Here is an 18,791-nt window from a genome sequence, read left to right as displayed (position 1 = left end):
TCTTTTATTCAATTTAAAGAACAATATCATATAGGCACATAAACTTTTCTACCAGTAAGAGTAACGTATGAATACAGGTATTCCCTTACACAAACACTTTCCTCTAGCAAGCCCCATAGCATACGGATGTATGGGCCTTGGCGGCAACGGGCCGCACATAGGAGATAGTGATGTCAAACAAGCACGTGAGGTCATTGAGTTTGCGCTGGCCTCTGGCATCAACTTTTTTGACCATGCTGATATTTATCGCGACGGCAGAGCTGAGCAGGTATTTGAAAAAGTAGTGACTGAAAACCCTTTGTATAGAGAAAGTATGATCATTCAGTCTAAATGTGGCATTCGGAAAAAAGATGGTGCACAAGTTGGTCGGTATGATTTTTCAAGTAGTTGGGTAAGGGAATCTGTAGATGGCATTTTATCGCGTTTAAACTTGGGATATATAGATGTATTGATGCTGCATAGGCCCGACCCACTGATGGTCCTAGACGAGCTAGCGGAGCAGGTTTTACGCCTTAAAAAGCAAGGGAAAATCAATCATATCGCTGTATCTAATATGAACTTACACCAAATTTCATTTTTGCAAAGCGCGTTAGACATGCCCATTGTCAGCAACCAGATTGAAATGAGTTTGCAAAGATTAGACTGGCTTGATGATGGGGTATCTGTCGGTAGTGAGCGCAATAGCCAAGTTGACTTTGTCAGTGGGACGTTGGAGTACTGCCAACGACATCAGATCCAGCTGCAAGCGTGGGGGAGCTTGGCAAGAGGGCTGTATTCTGAGCAAGGTATTGATTCTAACGACCCAAAGGTAAGAGCAACAGCCGAGCTGGTCAAAACTCTAGCGAATAAATATCAGGTTGGTTCGGAAGCTATTTTGCTTGCTTTTTTGTTACGGCATCCAGCTAAGATCCAACCTGTGATTGGCACAACTCACGTAACACGGATCAAAAGTGCAATACAGGCGCTAACAATTCATCTTGAAAGAAGTGATTGGTACAATCTGTATGTAACTTCGAGAGGAAGGCCACTGCCTTAGAAAAGTAACTTAGGTACAAGATAGAGCACTGTGGCTATGACAACATAGCCATTTGCAAAACAGCTCTTTTACCCTCTTTAAACCCTTCTATGCAAATATACTGACTGCGTAAAACGTTTTAACAGATGATTGTCATAGTGTGAAACCTCTTCGTCGAGGTTTTTGAAGTAAGTTATCCGTCTTGAGTATTAGTCTTGTCATAAAAATCTAATACTCTTTTTAACTGGAATTATCTGTCGTCATTGGCGTTGAAATCTTTGGTAATTAGTTAAGTTATTGATATTTAATACTATTGTTTTGGTTTTTTAAGCGTTTTCGCCTTGCCGTGTTTATGTAAAAAGTACTAGTGGTCGTATCAGTGCTTTAAGATCTTGAATGAGTTAAATTTTTCCGCCTTTTGCTCACTGTTTGTTCCTTTTTTGATGTAATACCAAAAGCTCATTTTTCACAGTTTAGCTAGAGCTTTTGTTTAGATATTGGTAATAATAATTGCAACTTTTGACATGGTCACTAGCTGAATTTTGGTACTTTGGTACTGGTTGTCCAGGGATGTTTGCTTTATACAGCTTGTTACACACCACTGGAGTGTTATATGCAACTATTTGAAACCCATACATCTCGCTTAGCCAATGGCTCTCGGCCTTTGGCCATATACGTACTTTTTACGTTACTATTATTATTGTTGACTGTTTTGAGCTTTCCAAGCAAAGCCTTGGTGATTATGTCAGGTGAATTAGACAAGCATCTCAAGTCTTACAATTATGGTACAAAAGCGGATAATAAGTGGGTTCAGCCAAGCCATGAATTTCAAGAGGGGTTTGGGCTATTGTTTGCTGCCTTTCATCAGCAAAACTGGCCGCTAGCCAGTGAGTTGGCCGCTGGGTTAGATTACCAAGTGATCCAGTTTAACGATGTCGATACCGATAAAACATACTATTTGCTTCAAGAAAAGTATCAGCTACCCAGCGACAAGTTTATCGGTGGTGGTACGTATGTACTTAACACACAAGGCACAAATGCCGTTTTGCAAGCGCCACACCCAAAAAGAGACTCATTTACTGGTACACAAGCCATAGATGCGTTTTTATATACACAAACTAAGTTACTTATGCTGGCAGGCACACGGCGAGATAGCAGCCATGATGTGAGCGAATGTACTGGTACAAACTACTCGGCCAGTGATGTAGCACATCAAACAGAGTCATTGTTCCAAGTAGTGCACGAATATATGAGTGATTTTGATTTGAGCACCATATTTATCCAATACCATGGGTTTGGAAAAACGACTCGCGCTAAGCTTCAGGCGCAGTGCGGTACTGATAATGATTTAATGCTGAATTTAAGCGAAACAGTTCGTTACTCTACAAACCCACAAGAGCATAGTATTTTGCATTCAATTCGCCGCAGTGTAGAAAGTGAAGGCGTTATTAAAGCGTGTGTTTACGGGAATGATACCAAAAGCTTAGGTGGCACATGGAATGTCCAAGGTCGTCATAGCAACGATTCGGTTGATAGCTGTCACAAAAGCGCAGATGCATCTTCAAAACGATTTATTCACCTTGAACAAAGTTATGGTGTTAGAAAGTACCACCGTGATGCAATGCAGAGACACCTTAAAGCTGCATTGGACGAGTATTTTCAGTAACGTCTCCCCCTCAGTAAACCGAGTGGTTAAAGGGAATATATGCCCTTTAGCCACTTTTTTATTTTCTAACCCTTTGCTTTGAATAAAATATTGTATAAAGTGATGAAGTCTGGAATTTAGGTACTACAGAGGACATGTATACCTTTCCAGCATTTTCTTTATTTATTTGGAGTAAACAATGAAGTTCCCAATTCTCTTCTCAGGGCTTGCAGTTGCAGCTTTTTCAGTCAATGCCCAACTTAATATTCAACTAACAACTCAGTCAGAAAACCCCTCAATAAGAAAGGAAGGCGGTGTACTTGAGGTTCAAAAAACAGTGACAAACAACGGTGCAGCTGACGCATCGGTCAAAGTATATAGCCATGTTGTATTTCCAGACGGAAAAACCTACGTAGATGCTATTCCAACTGAGTTATACCTAGCACCAGGTGAGAGTTATGCAGATGCCAACATGCTTCTAAATGTGCCTGCCAGCTTCCCTCGTGGTAGTTATAGCTATCATTACAGCGTGTACAATCAGGACAATAGTCAAATTCTGAGTGACAGTGTGACGTTTGAAAAGAAAAGCCGCATCATCGATGTGGATGTTAGTCACAGCATCGCGTGTGGTACAGATATGACTGGTACTTTATGTTGGAAATTAACCGACGGTACTCAATATATGCCAACGCCGGAGCCGTTATTTGATATCAAGGATATCGCAATCAATCATAAATCTGGTTGTGCGATTGTTGGCCAAGAAGTCAAATGTTGGACCAACAGGCATTCAAGATATAGGGTTGATTCCTACTGGAAGTCACTGCCAACAGCTGTGACATTCACCGATCCGCAAAAAATATTTGTAGCCCATACTTCAGAAAATTATTGCGCGATAGACAGTGGCGAGATTGTCTGCTGGAGTTCAGGAAAATGGAATCCAGGTGCGGTAAATACTGCACCGCCTAGATACTCAGAGCTAAGAAATCCAAGTGATATAGAAGTTGGTCGTTCAGCTGCCTGTATTCGCCATGATGACGGTATTGACTGCTGGGGAGCAAAAAGCTTGCCCTTGGTATCTGACGTACCGACTTTCACGAACCCAACTCACCTTGTTGTTGGTTTAAGCTATGCGTGTGCGAAAGGGGATGAAGGTGTGAAATGCTGGGGCCAAGCACCTGCGGCAGATATTAACGCACCTGAGCTTTTACCTCACACTGAGCTAAGGTTTGGCTATCCAGGGGTTAACTCTTACGATGAACGAGGTATGTCTGGTTGGTCAACTCGCCCTGCGCAGATTGGGCCTTATGAGATGCAAGAATTGGTCAACCCAATCGATATAGACTTTGATTATGGCTACGTATGTGCGCTGGATGACACAGGAATTGTATGCGGTGGAAGAAACAACGCTGCTGCCACAGTACCTGCTCGCTTTAAGTACTAACTCCTTAGGAAGGAGATCACCGCACCTCAGCAAATAGGGTGCGGTTTTCGCTCAGGTGAGCGAACCCTGTATTGAGGAGGAAGCTCATCATACGCATGCTCTCCTCGTATTAAGGTTAAAGCGTTGAAAGAATTTCAGGCTGCTTTTGTTGACCGTTTTCACTCCCAACCTCAATGATTTTTTATAGATAATTGCACGAAGCTTTGGACTGACGCTCTTTTGCATGCCGATAAATAAAGCCGCTATTTATCCAGATAAAATACCTTTCTTTTTAACGCGAACACTTTGCTTTTTATCCATTTGTCTGTAGTTTGTTATTTGACCGAATTGCAAAGTGAAAGTATAGGGATATGCGCATGTTGTATAATGATAAAGCGGCACTCATCGACCAATATATCAATAGTTATAATGCATTTAATATTGAACAAATGCTGACATTGTTTGATGACAGCATTGTGTTTGAGAATGAATCAAATGGCGAAGTAAACGTGAGGGCAGAAGGCAAGGTGGAATTTGAAAACCTTGCAAAGGAGTCAGCCAAGCTATTTAGCGCGCGTAATCAGACGATAACGGATCTATATATTGATGAGACTCAAGCGAAAATCAGCATCGACTATTTAGGCGTACTCGATGTAGATCTGCCAAATGGGCTTAAAGCTGGCGACGAACTATCGGTAAAAGGGCAATCTTTTTTCGAGTTTTGCAATGGTAAAATTAGTTACATCAAAGATGTAAGCTGATGGTGATTTATTATTGTCTGAGTATGTTGGATATTAAAGGGAGCGCTAGGGTCTAGGCTGCAATAACCTTAGTCCAAAACTTTTCCGGCTAAGGTTAAGCTACCTAAAACAGACTACACCAGCCTACAACATAATTAATGGCAATAAACTATGCTTTTCATCGGTCCAAGTGATCATGTTATGATCCTCGGTGCCCACGGTAGTGGCACGATTTGATAGCAAGGCAATGATACGCTCGTTACTAGTTAATACTGCCCACTTGGAGCTTAACTGAGCTGGGTTGTTATTTAAGTGTTCAAATAGCAAAAGCGTTTTATCAAATTGCTGACTATGACTGAGTAAAATTGGCATCAAATCGATATGGTTATTGGAAATATGCATGAGCAAAACACCGTTGCGTTTCATTCGTTGCCAATAAATGGTCATTGCTTCTTCAGTCAATAAATGAGTTGGGATGACGTCACTGGAAAAGGCGTCAATGATAATGGCATCTTGAGCAGGGAAGAGCTTAGCTACTTCATCAGCGATAAGCTGGCGTCCATCTCCTATTTTCACTTCCAAATCTGCTCGGCTGCTTCGTAAATAACTAAAGTACCGCTGGGCCATATGATGTACCGCTGGGTTAAGCTCATAAAAAGTCAGTTTGTCTTGATGCTTTGCATATTTTGATAATGTACCAGCCCCTAAACCAATTATGCCTATGTTCAGTGGACCATTCGATTGCAGAGCATTAAGTGTTTTGGCGACTCCAGTTTGCGCGTGATAGTAGCTGTTTTGATTATTTGGATGTCCTTCGAGTACTTCTGTGCCATGAATTGTTGTCCCGTCAATCAAACGTCGTTCTATAGCCGTGTTTAGGGGGACGTCCTTAACCGAAATATAGCCATAGAAGTTTCTTTCGCTAGCGATGTCTAACTTCGTATATGCTTGGTTTAATAGTTTAAAACCACAGACGGTTACAGCGAGAGTTAGGGCGTATATAAATTGAAGTGATTTTGTAGTTGTTGCTTTTTTAAGGCTGGGCAAGTGAATGAAGATCACCAAAAATAATGTAATAGGGTATTCAAGTAATTGATTAAAGATTATGGGGGCAATAATTGAACATAAGAGACTGCCTATAACGCTGCCAACGGCAATGCAAAGGTAAAAAGAGGTCATTGACTGGCTAGCTGGCGCAATTGATTTGAGTGTTCGGTGACAAACAAAGCAGCAAATAAGCTGTATCAAACAGTACATACTGAGTTGTTCAATTGCACTAAATTGTCCACCAAGAAAATACATCATTACGCCTGCAAAAACGGCGAATATGAGTGCGGCTAAAGTATAAAAGCTCTGTTTTGGTGCTGGTAACCAAAAGGCGGCGATGAAAGTAAGTAGATATATGACTAACGGAATAATCCATGTAAGGGGCATTGGCGGGATGTTGACGTTGATCATTTGTGTTGTGGAGATCAAGCTCATTGAACTGCACGCCGCCAGCACAATGCATAGGATCCGTTTATCATTGAAGTTTGTTGAATTGGTCGAGGTTTTTCGATCTGGCATTTGAGATTTATGCTTGAATAAAAGGACTGAGAGCATGAACACCATAATAACAAGTGAGGCTAGGGCGGTTATCCATATTTGCTTTTGCATGGTCAGGTCTAAATAGACTTCAAAAATAAACGGAAAAGAGAGTAAGGCGACAAGGGAGCCTAAGTTTGACCATCCGTACCAATGGTAAGGCACCGATTTGTGGAAAATTGCACTATACCAATGCTGCATTAGAATAGATGTTGCACTCAATATAATGAAAATAGGTCCAACTTGTGTCAGTAAATTAATCAGAACTGACCAGGTTGGAGGTAGCATTGTCAATGTGCTTTTATCCACTTGAGAAAATGTCAGAGCAGTGGCTACGGCCATTAAAATTAGATGCAGCCAAATTTGTGTTTTTACCTTTATTCGGCTCATGTAGTGCGCATAAAGATAACCACAAAGTAAAAAAGACTGATAAAAAAATAAACTTGCGGACCACACAGAAGCTCCCCCTCCGAATAGAGGCAGTTGTTCTTTAGATAAAATTGGTTGAATTTGAAACAGCAAAAATGCGCTGAGTACTATAATCGAAGTAAAAAGGGCTGGTATCATAGTTTATTGTGAATATCGTTAAAGTTACTCGACAGCTTGCTAAGTTCCTAGAGTCAGTAGCAATGTAATATCCCTAGAGTTTGTCTTAAGAAAAGCTTAATATATGAATAATAAGCTTATTTTGGAGTTGTATGTGTCGAAGTTTGAGATAGGGAGTTTTCATGTTGATGTAAAGCGCTGCCAGATCAGGGAGTTTGACTCGGTTCAAACCATCGAGCCAAAAGTGATGGATGTACTTGTGTACTTACATACACACCAAGGCAACGTTGTAAGTCAAGAGGACATATTTTACGCGGTCTGGCCACAGGCAATATTTAACCCAAGCTCAGTACAAAGATGCATTGCAATTCTCAGAAAGGCATTTGGGGATGATGCGAAAAACCCATCGTTAATCATTACACACTCTAAACGAGGGTACAGTTTAGAGCTGCCTAAAGTCGAGTCCAAAAAGCAGCTGCTTATCATAGGAAGCGCCGTAATTGTGGCTTTGCTTTTGGCCTCAATTTATCTCTTTATGCAGAAGCAACCAACCAACAAAACCGAATTTTTGACTTTATTACCGATCAGCACAGGTGAACATAATGAGTTTTCATTTGTTGTTGCACCAAATGCAGAGCATATTGCCTTTTTGCGCGAGCAAGAAGGTGGTAAACATATTTGGGTTAAGCAGCTAAAGACAGGTATTGAAAAGCGTTTGACCAAGTCACCAGCAGACTACACTAGTTTGGGTTGGCGACCAGACAGTAAAGGTCTCGTATTTGCTAAACGAGATGAAAAAACGTCCTCTTTGGTTATTATCAACCTAGACTCAACCGTAAATCCTGAACATAAAACAATTTATACGACATCAGATTTTATGATCTCAAGTCACAAGCTGGATTGGGCCAACGATCATGTCGTTTACTTTACTGAGAAGCGCAGAGAAAATAGTGATACGCAACTTGTTACAGTTAATTTGATCAGTGGAGAAAAAGAAATCCTAAATCAGTCTGTAGGACAAGATTGGCTGCTGATGCAGGCGCTATCACCTAATCGAACACATGTGGCTCTTGGGTTTGAAGCTGGGCAGAATATGTACAGAATCGATTTGCTTGATCTGGTAAAAAATGACATTCAGACTCTAGTAACAATTGAGAACGGGTTGAGTGGGCTAAGTTGGCATCCAGATGGCAAAAGCATTTTGTTGAGTAATCGCGACAAACTACTATCAGTAAATTTGGCGGGGGATACAAAACCTATTGAGTTTAAAAACTACAAAATAGTTCGAGATGCTGTTTATTCTGCTGATGGTAGTGAAATATACATGGAGCTGGTAAATGTAGACGTGGATATACTCAACAGCACGCGAGACAACCCCAATGAGCTAGTGCCCATCATCGATTCATCTTCTGTCGACTACTTACCTGTATTTTCACCAGATTCATCTAAATTTGTGTTCGAATCTCATCGTTTTGGGCTAAAACAATTATTTATATATGAGAGTGGTCAGGCTCGATTATTGTTTGATAACCCGAGCAATCATGAGTTATTTGGAATTGCATGGTCTAAAGATGGCAAAGAGGTGTTCACTGCCAGCAAAAATGCGATTTTTCGTATTGATATTAGCTCTGGTGTTGTAAGCGAAGCTCCTCACACCTATCACTCATTCTATCTTCGAGAGGCATTCAGGAATGAAGATGCGTTACTGGTTTCTTATCGTGCTCAAAATGGTAACGGTTTTCATGTTGCAAAGTTTGAACTAGATACCGGCGAGCTTAGTGCATATCAAGCGTCTGGTGCGCGCCTTTCATGCTACTCGATGAGTCTTGATGACAAAGATACCGTGTATTTTTCAAATGAGTCAGGCGTTTTTAAGTTATCTGAGCGCAACCAAGTAGAGACTGTTTGGGAGTCTCAAAATAAAGGCATAATTGGGGTGACAGCAAAAGAAAATACATTGTTTGTGACAGTAGAAAAAGAAAATGAATATACGCTCTTGGAGCACAACCTATTGTCCGGCGATACTAGAGAATTCCCGCTTGGCAATAAAGAACAGAAAATGTTGATCAACGCAAACCATGATTATTCCCAGCTGTTATTTCTGACTGAACCTAAGCGGAATAAAACACTCGTTAAATTGAAGTAGTGAGTAGTGTAGGGGGCGCAAATTACGAGGTCCCCGAGGTGCTAACGTTTTTCAAATATGGGGTGGGTACTATAACGAAGGACTCTTACGGACAGGCATATCTAAGTGGTTGGTAATATAAAAATATGTCTTGTATAGCTCGTCAAGATAGCTGAAGAGACAAAATTATGGATCAAACTTGGGTTTTCGATAGTTTTTGGTTTGGTAGCTTTGTTCGTGGTTTTGTCGCAGAAATACAATGATGAAACCCAAAAATGGGCATTTAGTACTTTATCTTTACTAGCAGGTGTTTGGATAGGCACAATTAGCTGACGTGCCTAACAAGTCAATTAACTTCGCGCCTTCGGTGCTGGACGCACGTACATTCCGTTGGTTACAGTTATTAAGGCGTTAGGGCTTAAGAGAAGCACCGGTATCGGGGTTGGTTTTAGAAATATGGAAGATTTAAGACAAAGTAGTGTACAAGAATGTTTATCCAGATTGTCGATAGCTGAAAGTCCTAGTGATGCAGTATTAGCGTGGACTTCGCTACAAGGTCGTCACTCTGATTTGGTCGGGTTTGTGTGTTTGGAATCATATAAAAGGAGTGCGCTACCATTAAGTATTAAGAAATATACAAAATCACCTATCGAATACTTGGTGCCCTATTTCGAAACGCACCATATATATTTTCTTGAAGATGAACTACTGTCTGACATGTTTGATTCGAAAGAAATCAAATTTGGTATAGACTACACTCTTATGTTCGATACCAATATTGCTAGTTATATTAACAGACTGGTTAGAGGCGAACCATTAGGAAAATTACAGCCTAAAATAATTACGCTTGTAGATGAAATTCTGAATGATGATTTAAATTTCGATTCATTATTTTACATGGTTGAGAATGTAAAAGATTTACTTCACTTAGTCGAAAGTGGAGGTATGTCAAAGATGAGTTTCTGGAAGTCCTTGAACAAGGATTTTCGGAATAACCTAATAAGCTTACAATTGTTTAGTAGCATTGATTGTAAAGAATATAAAAAAAACTGTAATCCTAAACCCGTTTTTTCTTACCGGGAAGCCGCTAAAAGAGCAATAGACTTCAGTTATGACTTTTATATGTCAAAAGCTGGTAAAGAACACTTAGTTGAGTTTTTAATTATCCAAAGGCTTATCTTACTTCAGCTGATAGGTATGGTTCGAATACAGTTGTCTTCTAACAGAAATGCTAAGAACAAAATGATTGAGTATTTTGACTATATTCATGAGGTGGTTGGAGCATATTTTGACAGGGAATCTATAGTAGCTCATAAGTACTTTCTAGACAGAAAAAATGTTGAAATCTTTCATAAAATTCAAAAAGGAAGAGGAACTATTAGGCTTTTAAAACAGTTGGATAATATAGCTTGGGATATGGCTTCTCCTAGATTTATGGAAAAATTAATTGTAGCTATGAATGGTATTGGAGAGGGTCGTTATTTTATACCTATGTTTATTTCTTTCGATAAAAAGTTGAGGAATCTGTTGTCTTTATACCCAGTAAAAGGTGCGGTATACAGTAAATCAGAAAGTACACTTCTTCCAATTCCGAAGATTAATACAATGGAGTATTTTAGGCACCATGGATGTGACAAAAAGTTAGAGTATCTTTACAGTGAACCAATAAAGTCGGAAAGAATGGCAAGAGGTAAGCCAACAAGAAAAAGTGTTCACAAGCTTATTAAGCAGGAATATTCAATACTTAGAAAATTACTCACCGCTTAAGGAGGCGTTCAGTGCCCATGATGAATCAATTTAGCCGAAACTTCTTACACTTACTTGAATCAACTTATCCTAATTGGCAAGGTTTAGCTCGAGAAGTGAACGGGTATTTTGAGTTAGAGATTGCTAGTCCTGATTATCCCGAACTGGAACTTACTATTGATACCGATGAAGAAGAAGTTATTGTCGGTTTTGGAAAATATCATTGCCATTGGGGTGGAGTAAGGTTTGAAAATATAGAAGAAGAGTGGCGAGATGTGCTGCAATTCATTGATAATTTAATCACTGATAAAATTCAGATTGTTAGCTGGTATAAAGATGGAAATTGGAGCGGTTCAAGTTGGGTGTATAGGGGAGAAGAATACGTACCAAATTCAGCTTTTGATAATATCGAATATACTTCATGGTTAAGCGGCATATAACAAGCCGAACAGTTGGTTGATAGCTCGACCCTCGCTAAAATATAACCAACAGATTTTATTGCCTACTAGCGGGGAGTTAAGGGATCTCCTCATAATAGAGGACTCACAAACCGATTTATCAAGTGCACATATTCGCGTATAGCCCAGTGTATCTGTTTCCCTGTTATAACATAATCGCTTCGTCGTCAATTTGCGTGCTGAGCATACAGGGCGAACCAATAGAGGATAATGGTAGCCAGCAAAGCGAGTAATAACAGTATATAACCCTTTATGTCTATCTCACTTCTCCCTCTCTTATTTTCTCTCATTTTCTTACATCAGAGGTCATTATAATAATTAGTGCTTTGTGGTTGTTAATTGACCGATTTTAGCTTTGCAGTCTCGATGTTTTGTTTTACATTGGTTATTGCAACAATAAAAAAGGAATGATTTTATGTATAAACCATTAATACTTGGCTCTTTGAGCTTAATGCTAATTAAACCAGCCTTGGCTGCGACAGTTAATATGGATCCTTCATGTAGTGTCGCGACCGATGTCAATAATCAATGTCAGGCAGCCTTTATCAGAGCGGTTAATCAGGCTGGACCAAATGGCACGGTACACTTCAAAAAAGGCGTATATAACGATATTGGGTTCTATCGTTGGAATTTCAGTGGGCAAGTGATTTATGAAGGTTTTAAAATTACTGGAGATGGTATGCATCAAGTCAGAATAAATGCTTCAAGTCGTGGCTGGGATTTTAGAGGGATGAAAAACGTCTCTATTGAGAACGTTGAGATTGTTGGTGCCTCAGGTAATCAAGGTAATCTAATAAATGCAGGGGCAGAGGCTAAAGAGGGTAAGTTTAATTTGTATCGTGTATCTCTGCGTAATGCTGGTGTGGATTTAATCAACCTAAATGGTTTCAATGAGGTATCTATTGTTATCGGCAGTTTAATTGAATCTGGGTTAGCTGGGCGTAAAGAAAGCGATGGAGTCAGACCACAAGGGTCTGGGATCACGATTAGCAATATCAATAAAGGTTTAATTAACAACACGTATTTTAGTGCGACCCGAAAGGTCGGCGTGCTAGCTATGCTAAATGTAAATAATCTTACATTGTCTAATAATACTTTCCGCCTCAGAAATTCTGGGGTTGAAACAGCTTACTCACCGATGGGCGGAGCTTGCTTTTACCAATCAAGTGTCAATAACAAGAATATTAAGTTCTTAAATAATCAATGTACGGATTATTATGTGAATGGCATAAGAGTTATGGGTAAGGGGATGGAAGTACTCGGAAACCATTTCAACCATGATAAAACCCTAGACCCTACATGTAGAAATACCCGTATATACCCTGTAGTTGACCAATATTCAACTAAGAAATATGCGGTTAAAAGAGAGTATTCATCAGGTACTGTATTTAGCAAGTCGGGGTATAGAGATAATTGCTTTGGGTATGGCTGGGGCACGCCAGAAACATGGAATACCAATACAATCAGTCATCGTATACACCCACTATAAGTGAATTACTCAAAAGTGCGCGGTTATGTATAAATCCAGAGCTGGCACTTTTATAAATTGCCAAGGGTTTGACCTTATATGGCTTTTTCAATATTGACTGGGTGATTAGCCCAGTCTATAGTTTCAATGCTGAATTCAAGGGAGAGTGAGCGTTAAATTGAATCAATTCATTCAAATGGTGGCGACAAAGAACCAAAAGGGTTACGGCACAATATCCTTCCCCCAGAACTTCAGAATTAATACTTTAAATTTTCATTCTATTCGTAACGTACTAACTAGTGTTCCAAGAAATATAATGCCTCGGCAATAGATTTAAGTTTATATCTGTACGTATACTTTTAATCATCTACTAAAATTAATTTTAGCTACATGCACTTTTTGTAACATCACAAAACTACTTTATAGCCGCTAGCATCGTTGAGATCACTTGCTCATTTTGAAAAATATTGTGATCACCTTTAATAACGTGCAGTGACACATTTTTGCCATACTTTTGAAGTGCTTCATAGTATTCTTTCGTAAGATAAGGCTTGGTAATGTCATCATCTTTACCAACAATGAGATCAACTTTAGTATTTATTGACACTTTCTTAGCTAGTTCTACGGGAGAAGAAATGTTTAAATCACCGCTAAATAGTTCATATTTATTCCGTTTAAGCATATCTTTTCGCCAAGCATTGATGTTGCAAGGGCAAGAAATAACAACAGCATGATTTACCAAATCAGGAAAATCCCCACTAAGCTTAGCTGTGATAGCTGCGCCACCAGAATGACCAATTACCACAACTTTTTTTGCATTATAGTGTTTTTTTAAAGCTCTAATCGACTTTCCTACTTGACTAACACGCTGATCATCGTAGTTATCTCCTACGGTTTCACCTCTTTCACCATCGGACTTTTTATTAAAGTCATCCGTATAGCCTGGCCTTAACATACCAATAGAAATTACATTTTCTTGTTTCTCTGCTAAATACTGAGCCACTCTGTACTGAACACTCGGATTCCAGAATGGGGAGTCACCATGAAGTACTATTGCTAGTGTAGGTGATGCAGTCAGCTTTGTACTTTTATATGTTTCAACCACTGTACACGTGCTATTCACCAAAACTCCGCTCTCTATATCTTTACATTTAGCATGAGTTTGAACACTAAATGTCATTAATATTATATGTAAGCTAATTAAGGTAACTACTGAATTCATAATTTTCTTCCCTTTACTTTTATTTAATTATGTAAAAAAACTTGTATCTAATCCTTCAGCGTATGAGATAAAACAATACACCTTATGTCAATAGCTTTATTGTATTGGAATTTAACACTAAGAAACGATTTGGATATATCTGAGAGGTTTAACGCCTTAATAAATGGAAAAAGAGAGTAGACTAAAGTAAGCGGAGAAGGAGTGAAAGCCAGCTATGTTTCGCTCTTTGTAGCTTAAGGTTTTGTTATACATCGACAACTTCACATTCCCAATTTTCCATATTTGATATGAGTTCAAAAATGAAAACTATAACAAAAGCTAACACGGAAAATACAATGCATAACCAAATAGGAAGGATTCCTTGAGTAATACCCACTCCTGCTAGAGCACCCAAGACTAATGGAGGGATCCAGTAATAAATTGGCTTTTTAGGCGGTTTTATATATTTTAGCTTATAAAGTTTGATAAGTTGGCCTTCTTTAACCAAAGAGCATTCATTGTCACCATTAATCAGGTCTTTACTCTCGAAATTAACCTCATACTTAACACCGTCCACTACAAAGCGATGGCTAGATTTCAATTTGTAGCTCTGGCTTTCAGAAACCAGATTTCCATTAACAGAGACAAGTTCTTTACCTGAAAAAGGGCTACATTTATACACTATTTCGTTCGAGTCAACTTTAAAAATGAAGGTCGCACCTTTTTTGAATGATACTTCCACAAATTCATTTATTTTCATCCAGGTTCCCTTAGATGTATAACGCCGCAAAATGCAAGGTTAAACTTAGCGGCGAAGGAGTACAAGCCCGCTGTTTTACGTTTATTGACTAAAGTGTTTGTTAGGCTACTTAACTTCTTTTATTTTTAATTGAACTTTAGAGTCTACGGCCATTCCTGAGGAATTTTCATCTTGTATCATATCGCAAAACACTTCATAAGTTTTCGAAGCTTCTATTGCAAAAACAGCTGAAGGTGTAGCAATATATCTACGTTTTACACACTCTGCTGCTATTCGGTATACACCTTTTGGTAGTGAAATTTCATTTATTTTTGCACTTAATGAACTTCTATTCGTGATTTCGGAGTGATTAACATCATAGATATATAAAATCCATGCAACATAATTATCCGTTACGAATATCTCCTTGCCTGCTTCGGTTTTAAGAGTAGCTAACTCATGCTTGTCTATATTATTTGGATTATAAAGTTGTGGCGTGCCACAACCTGCTAGAGTCAATATAACTAAAAAACTAGCACTTTTATCACAGATATATTCCTTAATCATAATGCCTCATTAAGAGGGTATTTATAGTTGGCTAAAATGTTGAACGCAGTGAAAACAGCCAGCTGTAAATTTTCCTGCTATTATGGCTTGTTAAGTGGCGCTACCACTCACCTGATTTTGTTTGCTTTTTACAATGGGTGCAATAGCAAAAATTATGAGCCGAACTCTTTAAATGTATATTATTCATAGCTCCACAAGATTCACATACACTCTCTAGTGTTTCATTTTCTTCAGCTTGAAAGCCGCAAAGAGAGCAATTCCAAACTGTATTTAATGAAACCTCCTCGTCAATAGACCAAGTAAGAGATTTTTCTTCACAATTTGGACAGTAATGCTCTGATATTCACGCCTCCTAACACATTAATCTCCGACAAATGTCGCAAAGCTACAGCGTGAGTCATGTCGCATAACAGCGGTTGTCCACTCATGCCATCTAATTACCCATAACAATAACAACACCTTAAAAATATGTCATCTAAAAGAGGCTGTTGAAAAGCAGTAAATGTCGCACAACAGTGACATGAGGCAAAGTCTGAACGGATGATTCCCATCTAAGTGATTGGCTTAAAGGGGCGAGTTCCATATACTGTTATTACTTGCTTGACTGGCTACTATTGTCCTCTGGAGGAATGGCCTGAATGCTCAGCATTCAAATTGGAAACTAAAGTTCTAGGCAAATATAATCACAGAGCGTGCTGTTCTTTTGAGTATAAGACTTGGTAACGAAGCGATTAGGTTATGATATAGAAGCAGTAACCCTGAGCTATACGTAAATACGTGCGCTTGATGGTTTTGTTATGCATTCATCCTACACAATCACTAACGTTTGACATTGTACCAGTACTTATCAAGGTACTTTCGCTCCCCTCCGAGCATAGCTCTTTTCACTTTTAGTGGATTGCCGAATATACGAACAAAATGCCAGTCCCCAAATTCATCAAATTTTCTACAGGATGTTGTAACCGACTCTACTGATATGGTTGTGTGCCGTCTTCCACTCTTGCGCCCGTGTAATTTTAGTCTTCTAAGAAAATCTACGTCCTCTGCGATATGTAGCTTTTCGTCGAAGCCTCCAATAGCATCGAAGTCAGACCTTTTGAACCAATACATTCCAAAAGATAGTCCAAGAAAAAAAGCAGGAACTAGCATCATTCCATACCCAACTGCTATTCCTGGTGACAACCTTTCGGGGACAATTTTTATACCGCCACCAAGAGAGTTTGGAAGTTTAGAGTGCTTATATATTTCGGCCAAAACTCCTTTGGACATCCAGCTATCGGCATCAATAGTTATTACCCACTCTGTTTTTGTATGAGCAACACCCGTATTTCTGATTTCCGACAAATTCTTTGAGTCGTTGCTAACAACGGTAGCCCCGTGGAGTTTAGCAATCTCTTCTGTCTTATCAGTACACCGATTTAAAACAACTATCGTTTCAACTTGCAAGTCATTTGGAGCTATCTGGTCATTTATTGATGTTAAACAACGACCTATATACTTCTCTTCATTGTGGGCTGGAATGACAATGCTAATTTTCATTTATACCACCTGTCGGAGTTTGTTTTTTGATGCATAGTGCGGAACAGTTAAGCTTATCCTATTAATCAGCTTGTAAGCTGGCATTTTAAAAGCTTAAGCTTCTTGCATTACTTGTTCAGGGGTGTGTTTAATACTAGCAAGAATTGAAAAAATGGTCATCATTACCAGTATCCAGGTATTAACCCATGCAGGAATAAAAATTACCGGTAATGACAAAGAAGACAGTGAAATTGCATAAATAGAACTCAATGAATTTGCCAATATACAGGCCCTATTTATAACATTTGATGGTTCAAGAACTCGGCAAACGTTAATCAAGCCAGCCAACAAATAAATAAGGCATATAGTTGGCCATGAAAGCTGTTCGAAAGAAAATGATTTAGGCATATTCAAGAAGTTAATAGAATCTGGAAAAGTGTAAGTTGCCAAAACAATTGTTCCAAACCCAACAGCACCAAACAAAACGAGAAATATAAAAAATTTATCTAATATCTTTGTCATTACTGAAACTCCAAGTTTTCTTAAGGTTAATGGTTATCCATAAATTTCTAGCGACTTTTTGCGTTCACCTACATTCAATGAGTTTGCATGGCGGCTAATGCCGCCTTAAACCCACTGCTATTTATCCGCGTTTACAACCTTGTTATATACCCAACTTCGCAATTGCTCGCAATGCCTTTAATTGATTTTCTAAATCACGAAAATGTCGGGTATTTCGCATACTGCACTGATTAACTTCGCCATTCTTCCCTTCAAACACTAGGTATTCCTCGTTTAAAGTAAAATATAACGAACAACTGCTGTTTCTCTGAACGACTTCTTCTAGATCGAATACTTCCCCACGGTACTTTTCAGCTACCTTCAAAGTTGCAGACATGTGGCTTTTACTCCCAAGCATCTGGGAACTAATAATACGACCAAGGTACACTTTTTCTGCATTTGACAGGTATTGGCCAACATTGAATTCTATACATTTACATGCAGTAGCAAGTGGAGCAGCTAATAATAGCAAGGGAGTAATTAGGTATTTCATAAGTGTATATAACCCCCGTATAAGCGGCTAAGTAATGTTTGGCTTAAATATATAACAAAACGAAACCGAGCCAAACTTTACGTGTCCCATTGCTTAATGTGCTTGTTAGGGTTACTTCGACACTTGATAGCCCATTGATTTTATTATTCAGATTGTGTCAAAAACCACTATATTTTTAGCCGATTTATTAGCCTGTATTATTACAGTAACAGATTTATTATCATCTTGGACGTAAAACTGAAAGTAATCGGCAAATATTTCAAATTCAAAACACTGCATAGTGTACCTAACGCCTAGTTAATGTGTAGACAATGCTGCCGCATACTCTACTCATTTTGACATAAATACTAATGCTAAACTGTGAGCCAAAACTCACAAGCGTTGGTTGTCCTATTGAACGCTTATGCTATCTTTTTGCTATTGGATGGTCTGGGTTTAATTGAAGAAGGTCCCACAAATTTCCATACAAGTCTTCAAACACGGCTACCGTTTCATAGTCTTGTTCAGCAGGCTCGCGGACGAAGTTAATACCTATCGATTTCATACGCTCAAAGTCTCGCCAGAAATCATCTGTATTTAGAAACAGAAATACCCGGTCGCCTGTTTGATTACCAATGAAACCATGTTGTTCGGACTTCGAGGCTTTGGCCAATAACAATGTAACACCATGAGAATTCGGTGGAGCTACAACCACCCAGCGTTTGTCTTGCTCAGGTTGACAGGTATCTTCAATAAGCTCAAATTTGAGTTTGTTCACGTAAAAATTAATGGCTTCATCATAGCCTTTCACGACCAAAGCGATGCGGACAATGTTCTGTTTCATAGTATCCCTTATCGATGAGTTTGACCGTCAGCATAACATTTTAATCTATTACAAATGTCGCAAAGCTAGAGCGCGAATCATGTCGCATAACAGCGGTTGTTCACTCATGCCATTTAATTACCCATAACAATAACAACACCTT

At 39.0% G+C, this 18,791-nt stretch carries 16 protein-coding genes; 8 read left to right on the top strand and 8 right to left on the bottom strand.

Annotation, left to right across the window (positions count from 1 at the left end):
• Positions 1 to 67: 67 nt before the first annotated feature.
• The 4 genes from MHN81_RS07285 (at position 68) to MHN81_RS07270 (ending at position 4,841) form a co-directional block, all read left to right on the top strand.
• Entirely contained in the window at positions 68 to 1,036 is a 969-nt protein-coding gene (locus MHN81_RS07285) for an aldo/keto reductase (protein WP_239425415.1), read from the top strand.
• A gap of 592 nt (positions 1,037 to 1,628) precedes the next feature.
• Positions 1,629 to 2,681, top strand: a complete 1,053-nt coding sequence (locus MHN81_RS07280) for a hypothetical protein (protein WP_023401572.1) — start codon at positions 1,629 to 1,631, stop codon at positions 2,679 to 2,681.
• A 178-nt stretch (positions 2,682 to 2,859) separates the two neighbouring features.
• A complete protein-coding gene (locus MHN81_RS07275) occupies positions 2,860 to 4,101 on the top strand; it encodes a hypothetical protein (protein WP_023401573.1) in 1,242 nt (413 codons plus the stop codon).
• Between the two features lie 356 nt (positions 4,102 to 4,457).
• Positions 4,458 to 4,841: a nuclear transport factor 2 family protein gene (locus MHN81_RS07270; protein ID WP_023401574.1), complete on the top strand. Its 384-nt coding sequence runs from the start codon at positions 4,458 to 4,460 to the stop codon at positions 4,839 to 4,841.
• Between the two features lie 123 nt (positions 4,842 to 4,964).
• Here the strand turns inward: MHN81_RS07270 and MHN81_RS07265 are convergent, their stop codons facing one another.
• Entirely contained in the window at positions 4,965 to 6,794 is a 1,830-nt protein-coding gene (locus tag MHN81_RS07265) for a fused MFS/spermidine synthase (protein ID WP_239425414.1), read from the bottom strand.
• A gap of 310 nt (positions 6,795 to 7,104) precedes the next feature.
• Here MHN81_RS07265 and MHN81_RS07260 point away from each other — a divergent pair, with 310 nt between their 5' ends.
• From MHN81_RS07260 to MHN81_RS07245, 4 genes are all read left to right on the top strand, one after another.
• Entirely contained in the window at positions 7,105 to 9,096 is a 1,992-nt protein-coding gene (locus MHN81_RS07260; protein WP_239425413.1) for a winged helix-turn-helix domain-containing protein, read from the top strand.
• Between the two features lie 435 nt (positions 9,097 to 9,531).
• Positions 9,532 to 10,842 (top strand): hypothetical protein, encoded by a 1,311-nt coding sequence (locus MHN81_RS07255; protein ID WP_023401577.1) that lies wholly within the window; start codon positions 9,532 to 9,534, stop codon positions 10,840 to 10,842.
• 17 nt (positions 10,843 to 10,859) lie between these two features.
• Positions 10,860 to 11,261, top strand: a complete 402-nt coding sequence (locus tag MHN81_RS07250; protein ID WP_239425412.1) for a hypothetical protein — start codon at positions 10,860 to 10,862, stop codon at positions 11,259 to 11,261.
• Between the two features lie 433 nt (positions 11,262 to 11,694).
• Positions 11,695 to 12,768, top strand: coding sequence for a hypothetical protein (locus MHN81_RS07245; protein WP_239425411.1), 1,074 nt, complete (start codon positions 11,695 to 11,697; stop codon positions 12,766 to 12,768).
• A gap of 394 nt (positions 12,769 to 13,162) precedes the next feature.
• Here the strand turns inward: MHN81_RS07245 and MHN81_RS07240 are convergent, their stop codons facing one another.
• The 7 genes from MHN81_RS07240 to MHN81_RS07210 all read right to left on the bottom strand — a co-directional run bounded on the left by MHN81_RS07240 (position 13,163) and on the right by MHN81_RS07210 (position 18,649).
• Positions 13,163 to 13,969, bottom strand: coding sequence for an alpha/beta fold hydrolase (locus MHN81_RS07240; protein ID WP_239425410.1), 807 nt, complete (start codon positions 13,967 to 13,969; stop codon positions 13,163 to 13,165).
• Between the two features lie 244 nt (positions 13,970 to 14,213).
• Positions 14,214 to 14,708: a hypothetical protein gene (locus MHN81_RS07235; protein ID WP_023401581.1), complete on the bottom strand. Its 495-nt coding sequence runs from the start codon at positions 14,706 to 14,708 to the stop codon at positions 14,214 to 14,216.
• A gap of 105 nt (positions 14,709 to 14,813) precedes the next feature.
• Positions 14,814 to 15,254 (bottom strand): hypothetical protein, encoded by a 441-nt coding sequence (locus MHN81_RS07230; RefSeq protein ID WP_239425409.1) that lies wholly within the window; start codon positions 15,252 to 15,254, stop codon positions 14,814 to 14,816.
• 819 nt (positions 15,255 to 16,073) lie between these two features.
• Positions 16,074 to 16,793 (bottom strand): glycosyltransferase, encoded by a 720-nt coding sequence (locus MHN81_RS07225; RefSeq protein WP_023401584.1) that lies wholly within the window; start codon positions 16,791 to 16,793, stop codon positions 16,074 to 16,076.
• 93 nt (positions 16,794 to 16,886) lie between these two features.
• Entirely contained in the window at positions 16,887 to 17,294 is a 408-nt protein-coding gene (locus MHN81_RS07220) for a hypothetical protein (RefSeq protein WP_239425408.1), read from the bottom strand.
• Positions 17,295 to 17,436: 142 nt separating this feature from the next.
• Positions 17,437 to 17,826 (bottom strand): hypothetical protein, encoded by a 390-nt coding sequence (locus tag MHN81_RS07215; protein ID WP_239425407.1) that lies wholly within the window; start codon positions 17,824 to 17,826, stop codon positions 17,437 to 17,439.
• 406 nt (positions 17,827 to 18,232) lie between these two features.
• Entirely contained in the window at positions 18,233 to 18,649 is a 417-nt protein-coding gene (locus MHN81_RS07210) for a VOC family protein (RefSeq protein WP_239425406.1), read from the bottom strand.
• Positions 18,650 to 18,791 lie beyond the last annotated feature (142 nt).

Source organism: Pseudoalteromonas sp. Of7M-16 (genome assembly GCF_022347805.1).
Classification (GTDB): domain Bacteria; phylum Pseudomonadota; class Gammaproteobacteria; order Enterobacterales; family Alteromonadaceae; genus Pseudoalteromonas; species Pseudoalteromonas luteoviolacea_F.
This window is presented reverse-complemented; position numbering and strand designations above follow the sequence as displayed.

Bases quoted from the DNA above. Each gene is read 5' to 3' on its own strand.
- MHN81_RS07210 (WP_239425406.1), bottom strand. From the start codon at position 18,649: ATGAAACAGAACATTGTCCGCATCGCTTTGGTCGTGAAAGGCTATGAT.
- MHN81_RS07240 (WP_239425410.1), bottom strand. From the start codon at position 13,969: ATGAATTCAGTAGTTACCTTAATTAGCTTACATATAATATTAATGACA.
- MHN81_RS07215 (WP_239425407.1), bottom strand. From the start codon at position 17,826: ATGAAATACCTAATTACTCCCTTGCTATTATTAGCTGCTCCACTTGCT.
- MHN81_RS07225 (WP_023401584.1), bottom strand. From the start codon at position 16,793: ATGAAAATTAGCATTGTCATTCCAGCCCACAATGAAGAGAAGTATATA.
- MHN81_RS07285 (WP_239425415.1), top strand. From the start codon at position 68: ATGAATACAGGTATTCCCTTACACAAACACTTTCCTCTAGCAAGCCCC.
- MHN81_RS07275 (WP_023401573.1), top strand. From the start codon at position 2,860: ATGAAGTTCCCAATTCTCTTCTCAGGGCTTGCAGTTGCAGCTTTTTCA.
- MHN81_RS07250 (WP_239425412.1), top strand. From the start codon at position 10,860: ATGATGAATCAATTTAGCCGAAACTTCTTACACTTACTTGAATCAACT.
- MHN81_RS07255 (WP_023401577.1), top strand. From the start codon at position 9,532: ATGGAAGATTTAAGACAAAGTAGTGTACAAGAATGTTTATCCAGATTG.
- MHN81_RS07245 (WP_239425411.1), top strand. From the start codon at position 11,695: ATGTATAAACCATTAATACTTGGCTCTTTGAGCTTAATGCTAATTAAA.
- MHN81_RS07270 (WP_023401574.1), top strand. From the start codon at position 4,458: ATGTTGTATAATGATAAAGCGGCACTCATCGACCAATATATCAATAGT.
- MHN81_RS07235 (WP_023401581.1), bottom strand. From the start codon at position 14,708: ATGAAAATAAATGAATTTGTGGAAGTATCATTCAAAAAAGGTGCGACC.
- MHN81_RS07265 (WP_239425414.1), bottom strand. From the start codon at position 6,794: ATGAGCCGAATAAAGGTAAAAACACAAATTTGGCTGCATCTAATTTTA.
- MHN81_RS07220 (WP_239425408.1), bottom strand. From the start codon at position 17,294: ATGACAAAGATATTAGATAAATTTTTTATATTTCTCGTTTTGTTTGGT.
- MHN81_RS07230 (WP_239425409.1), bottom strand. From the start codon at position 15,254: ATGATTAAGGAATATATCTGTGATAAAAGTGCTAGTTTTTTAGTTATA.
- MHN81_RS07280 (WP_023401572.1), top strand. From the start codon at position 1,629: ATGCAACTATTTGAAACCCATACATCTCGCTTAGCCAATGGCTCTCGG.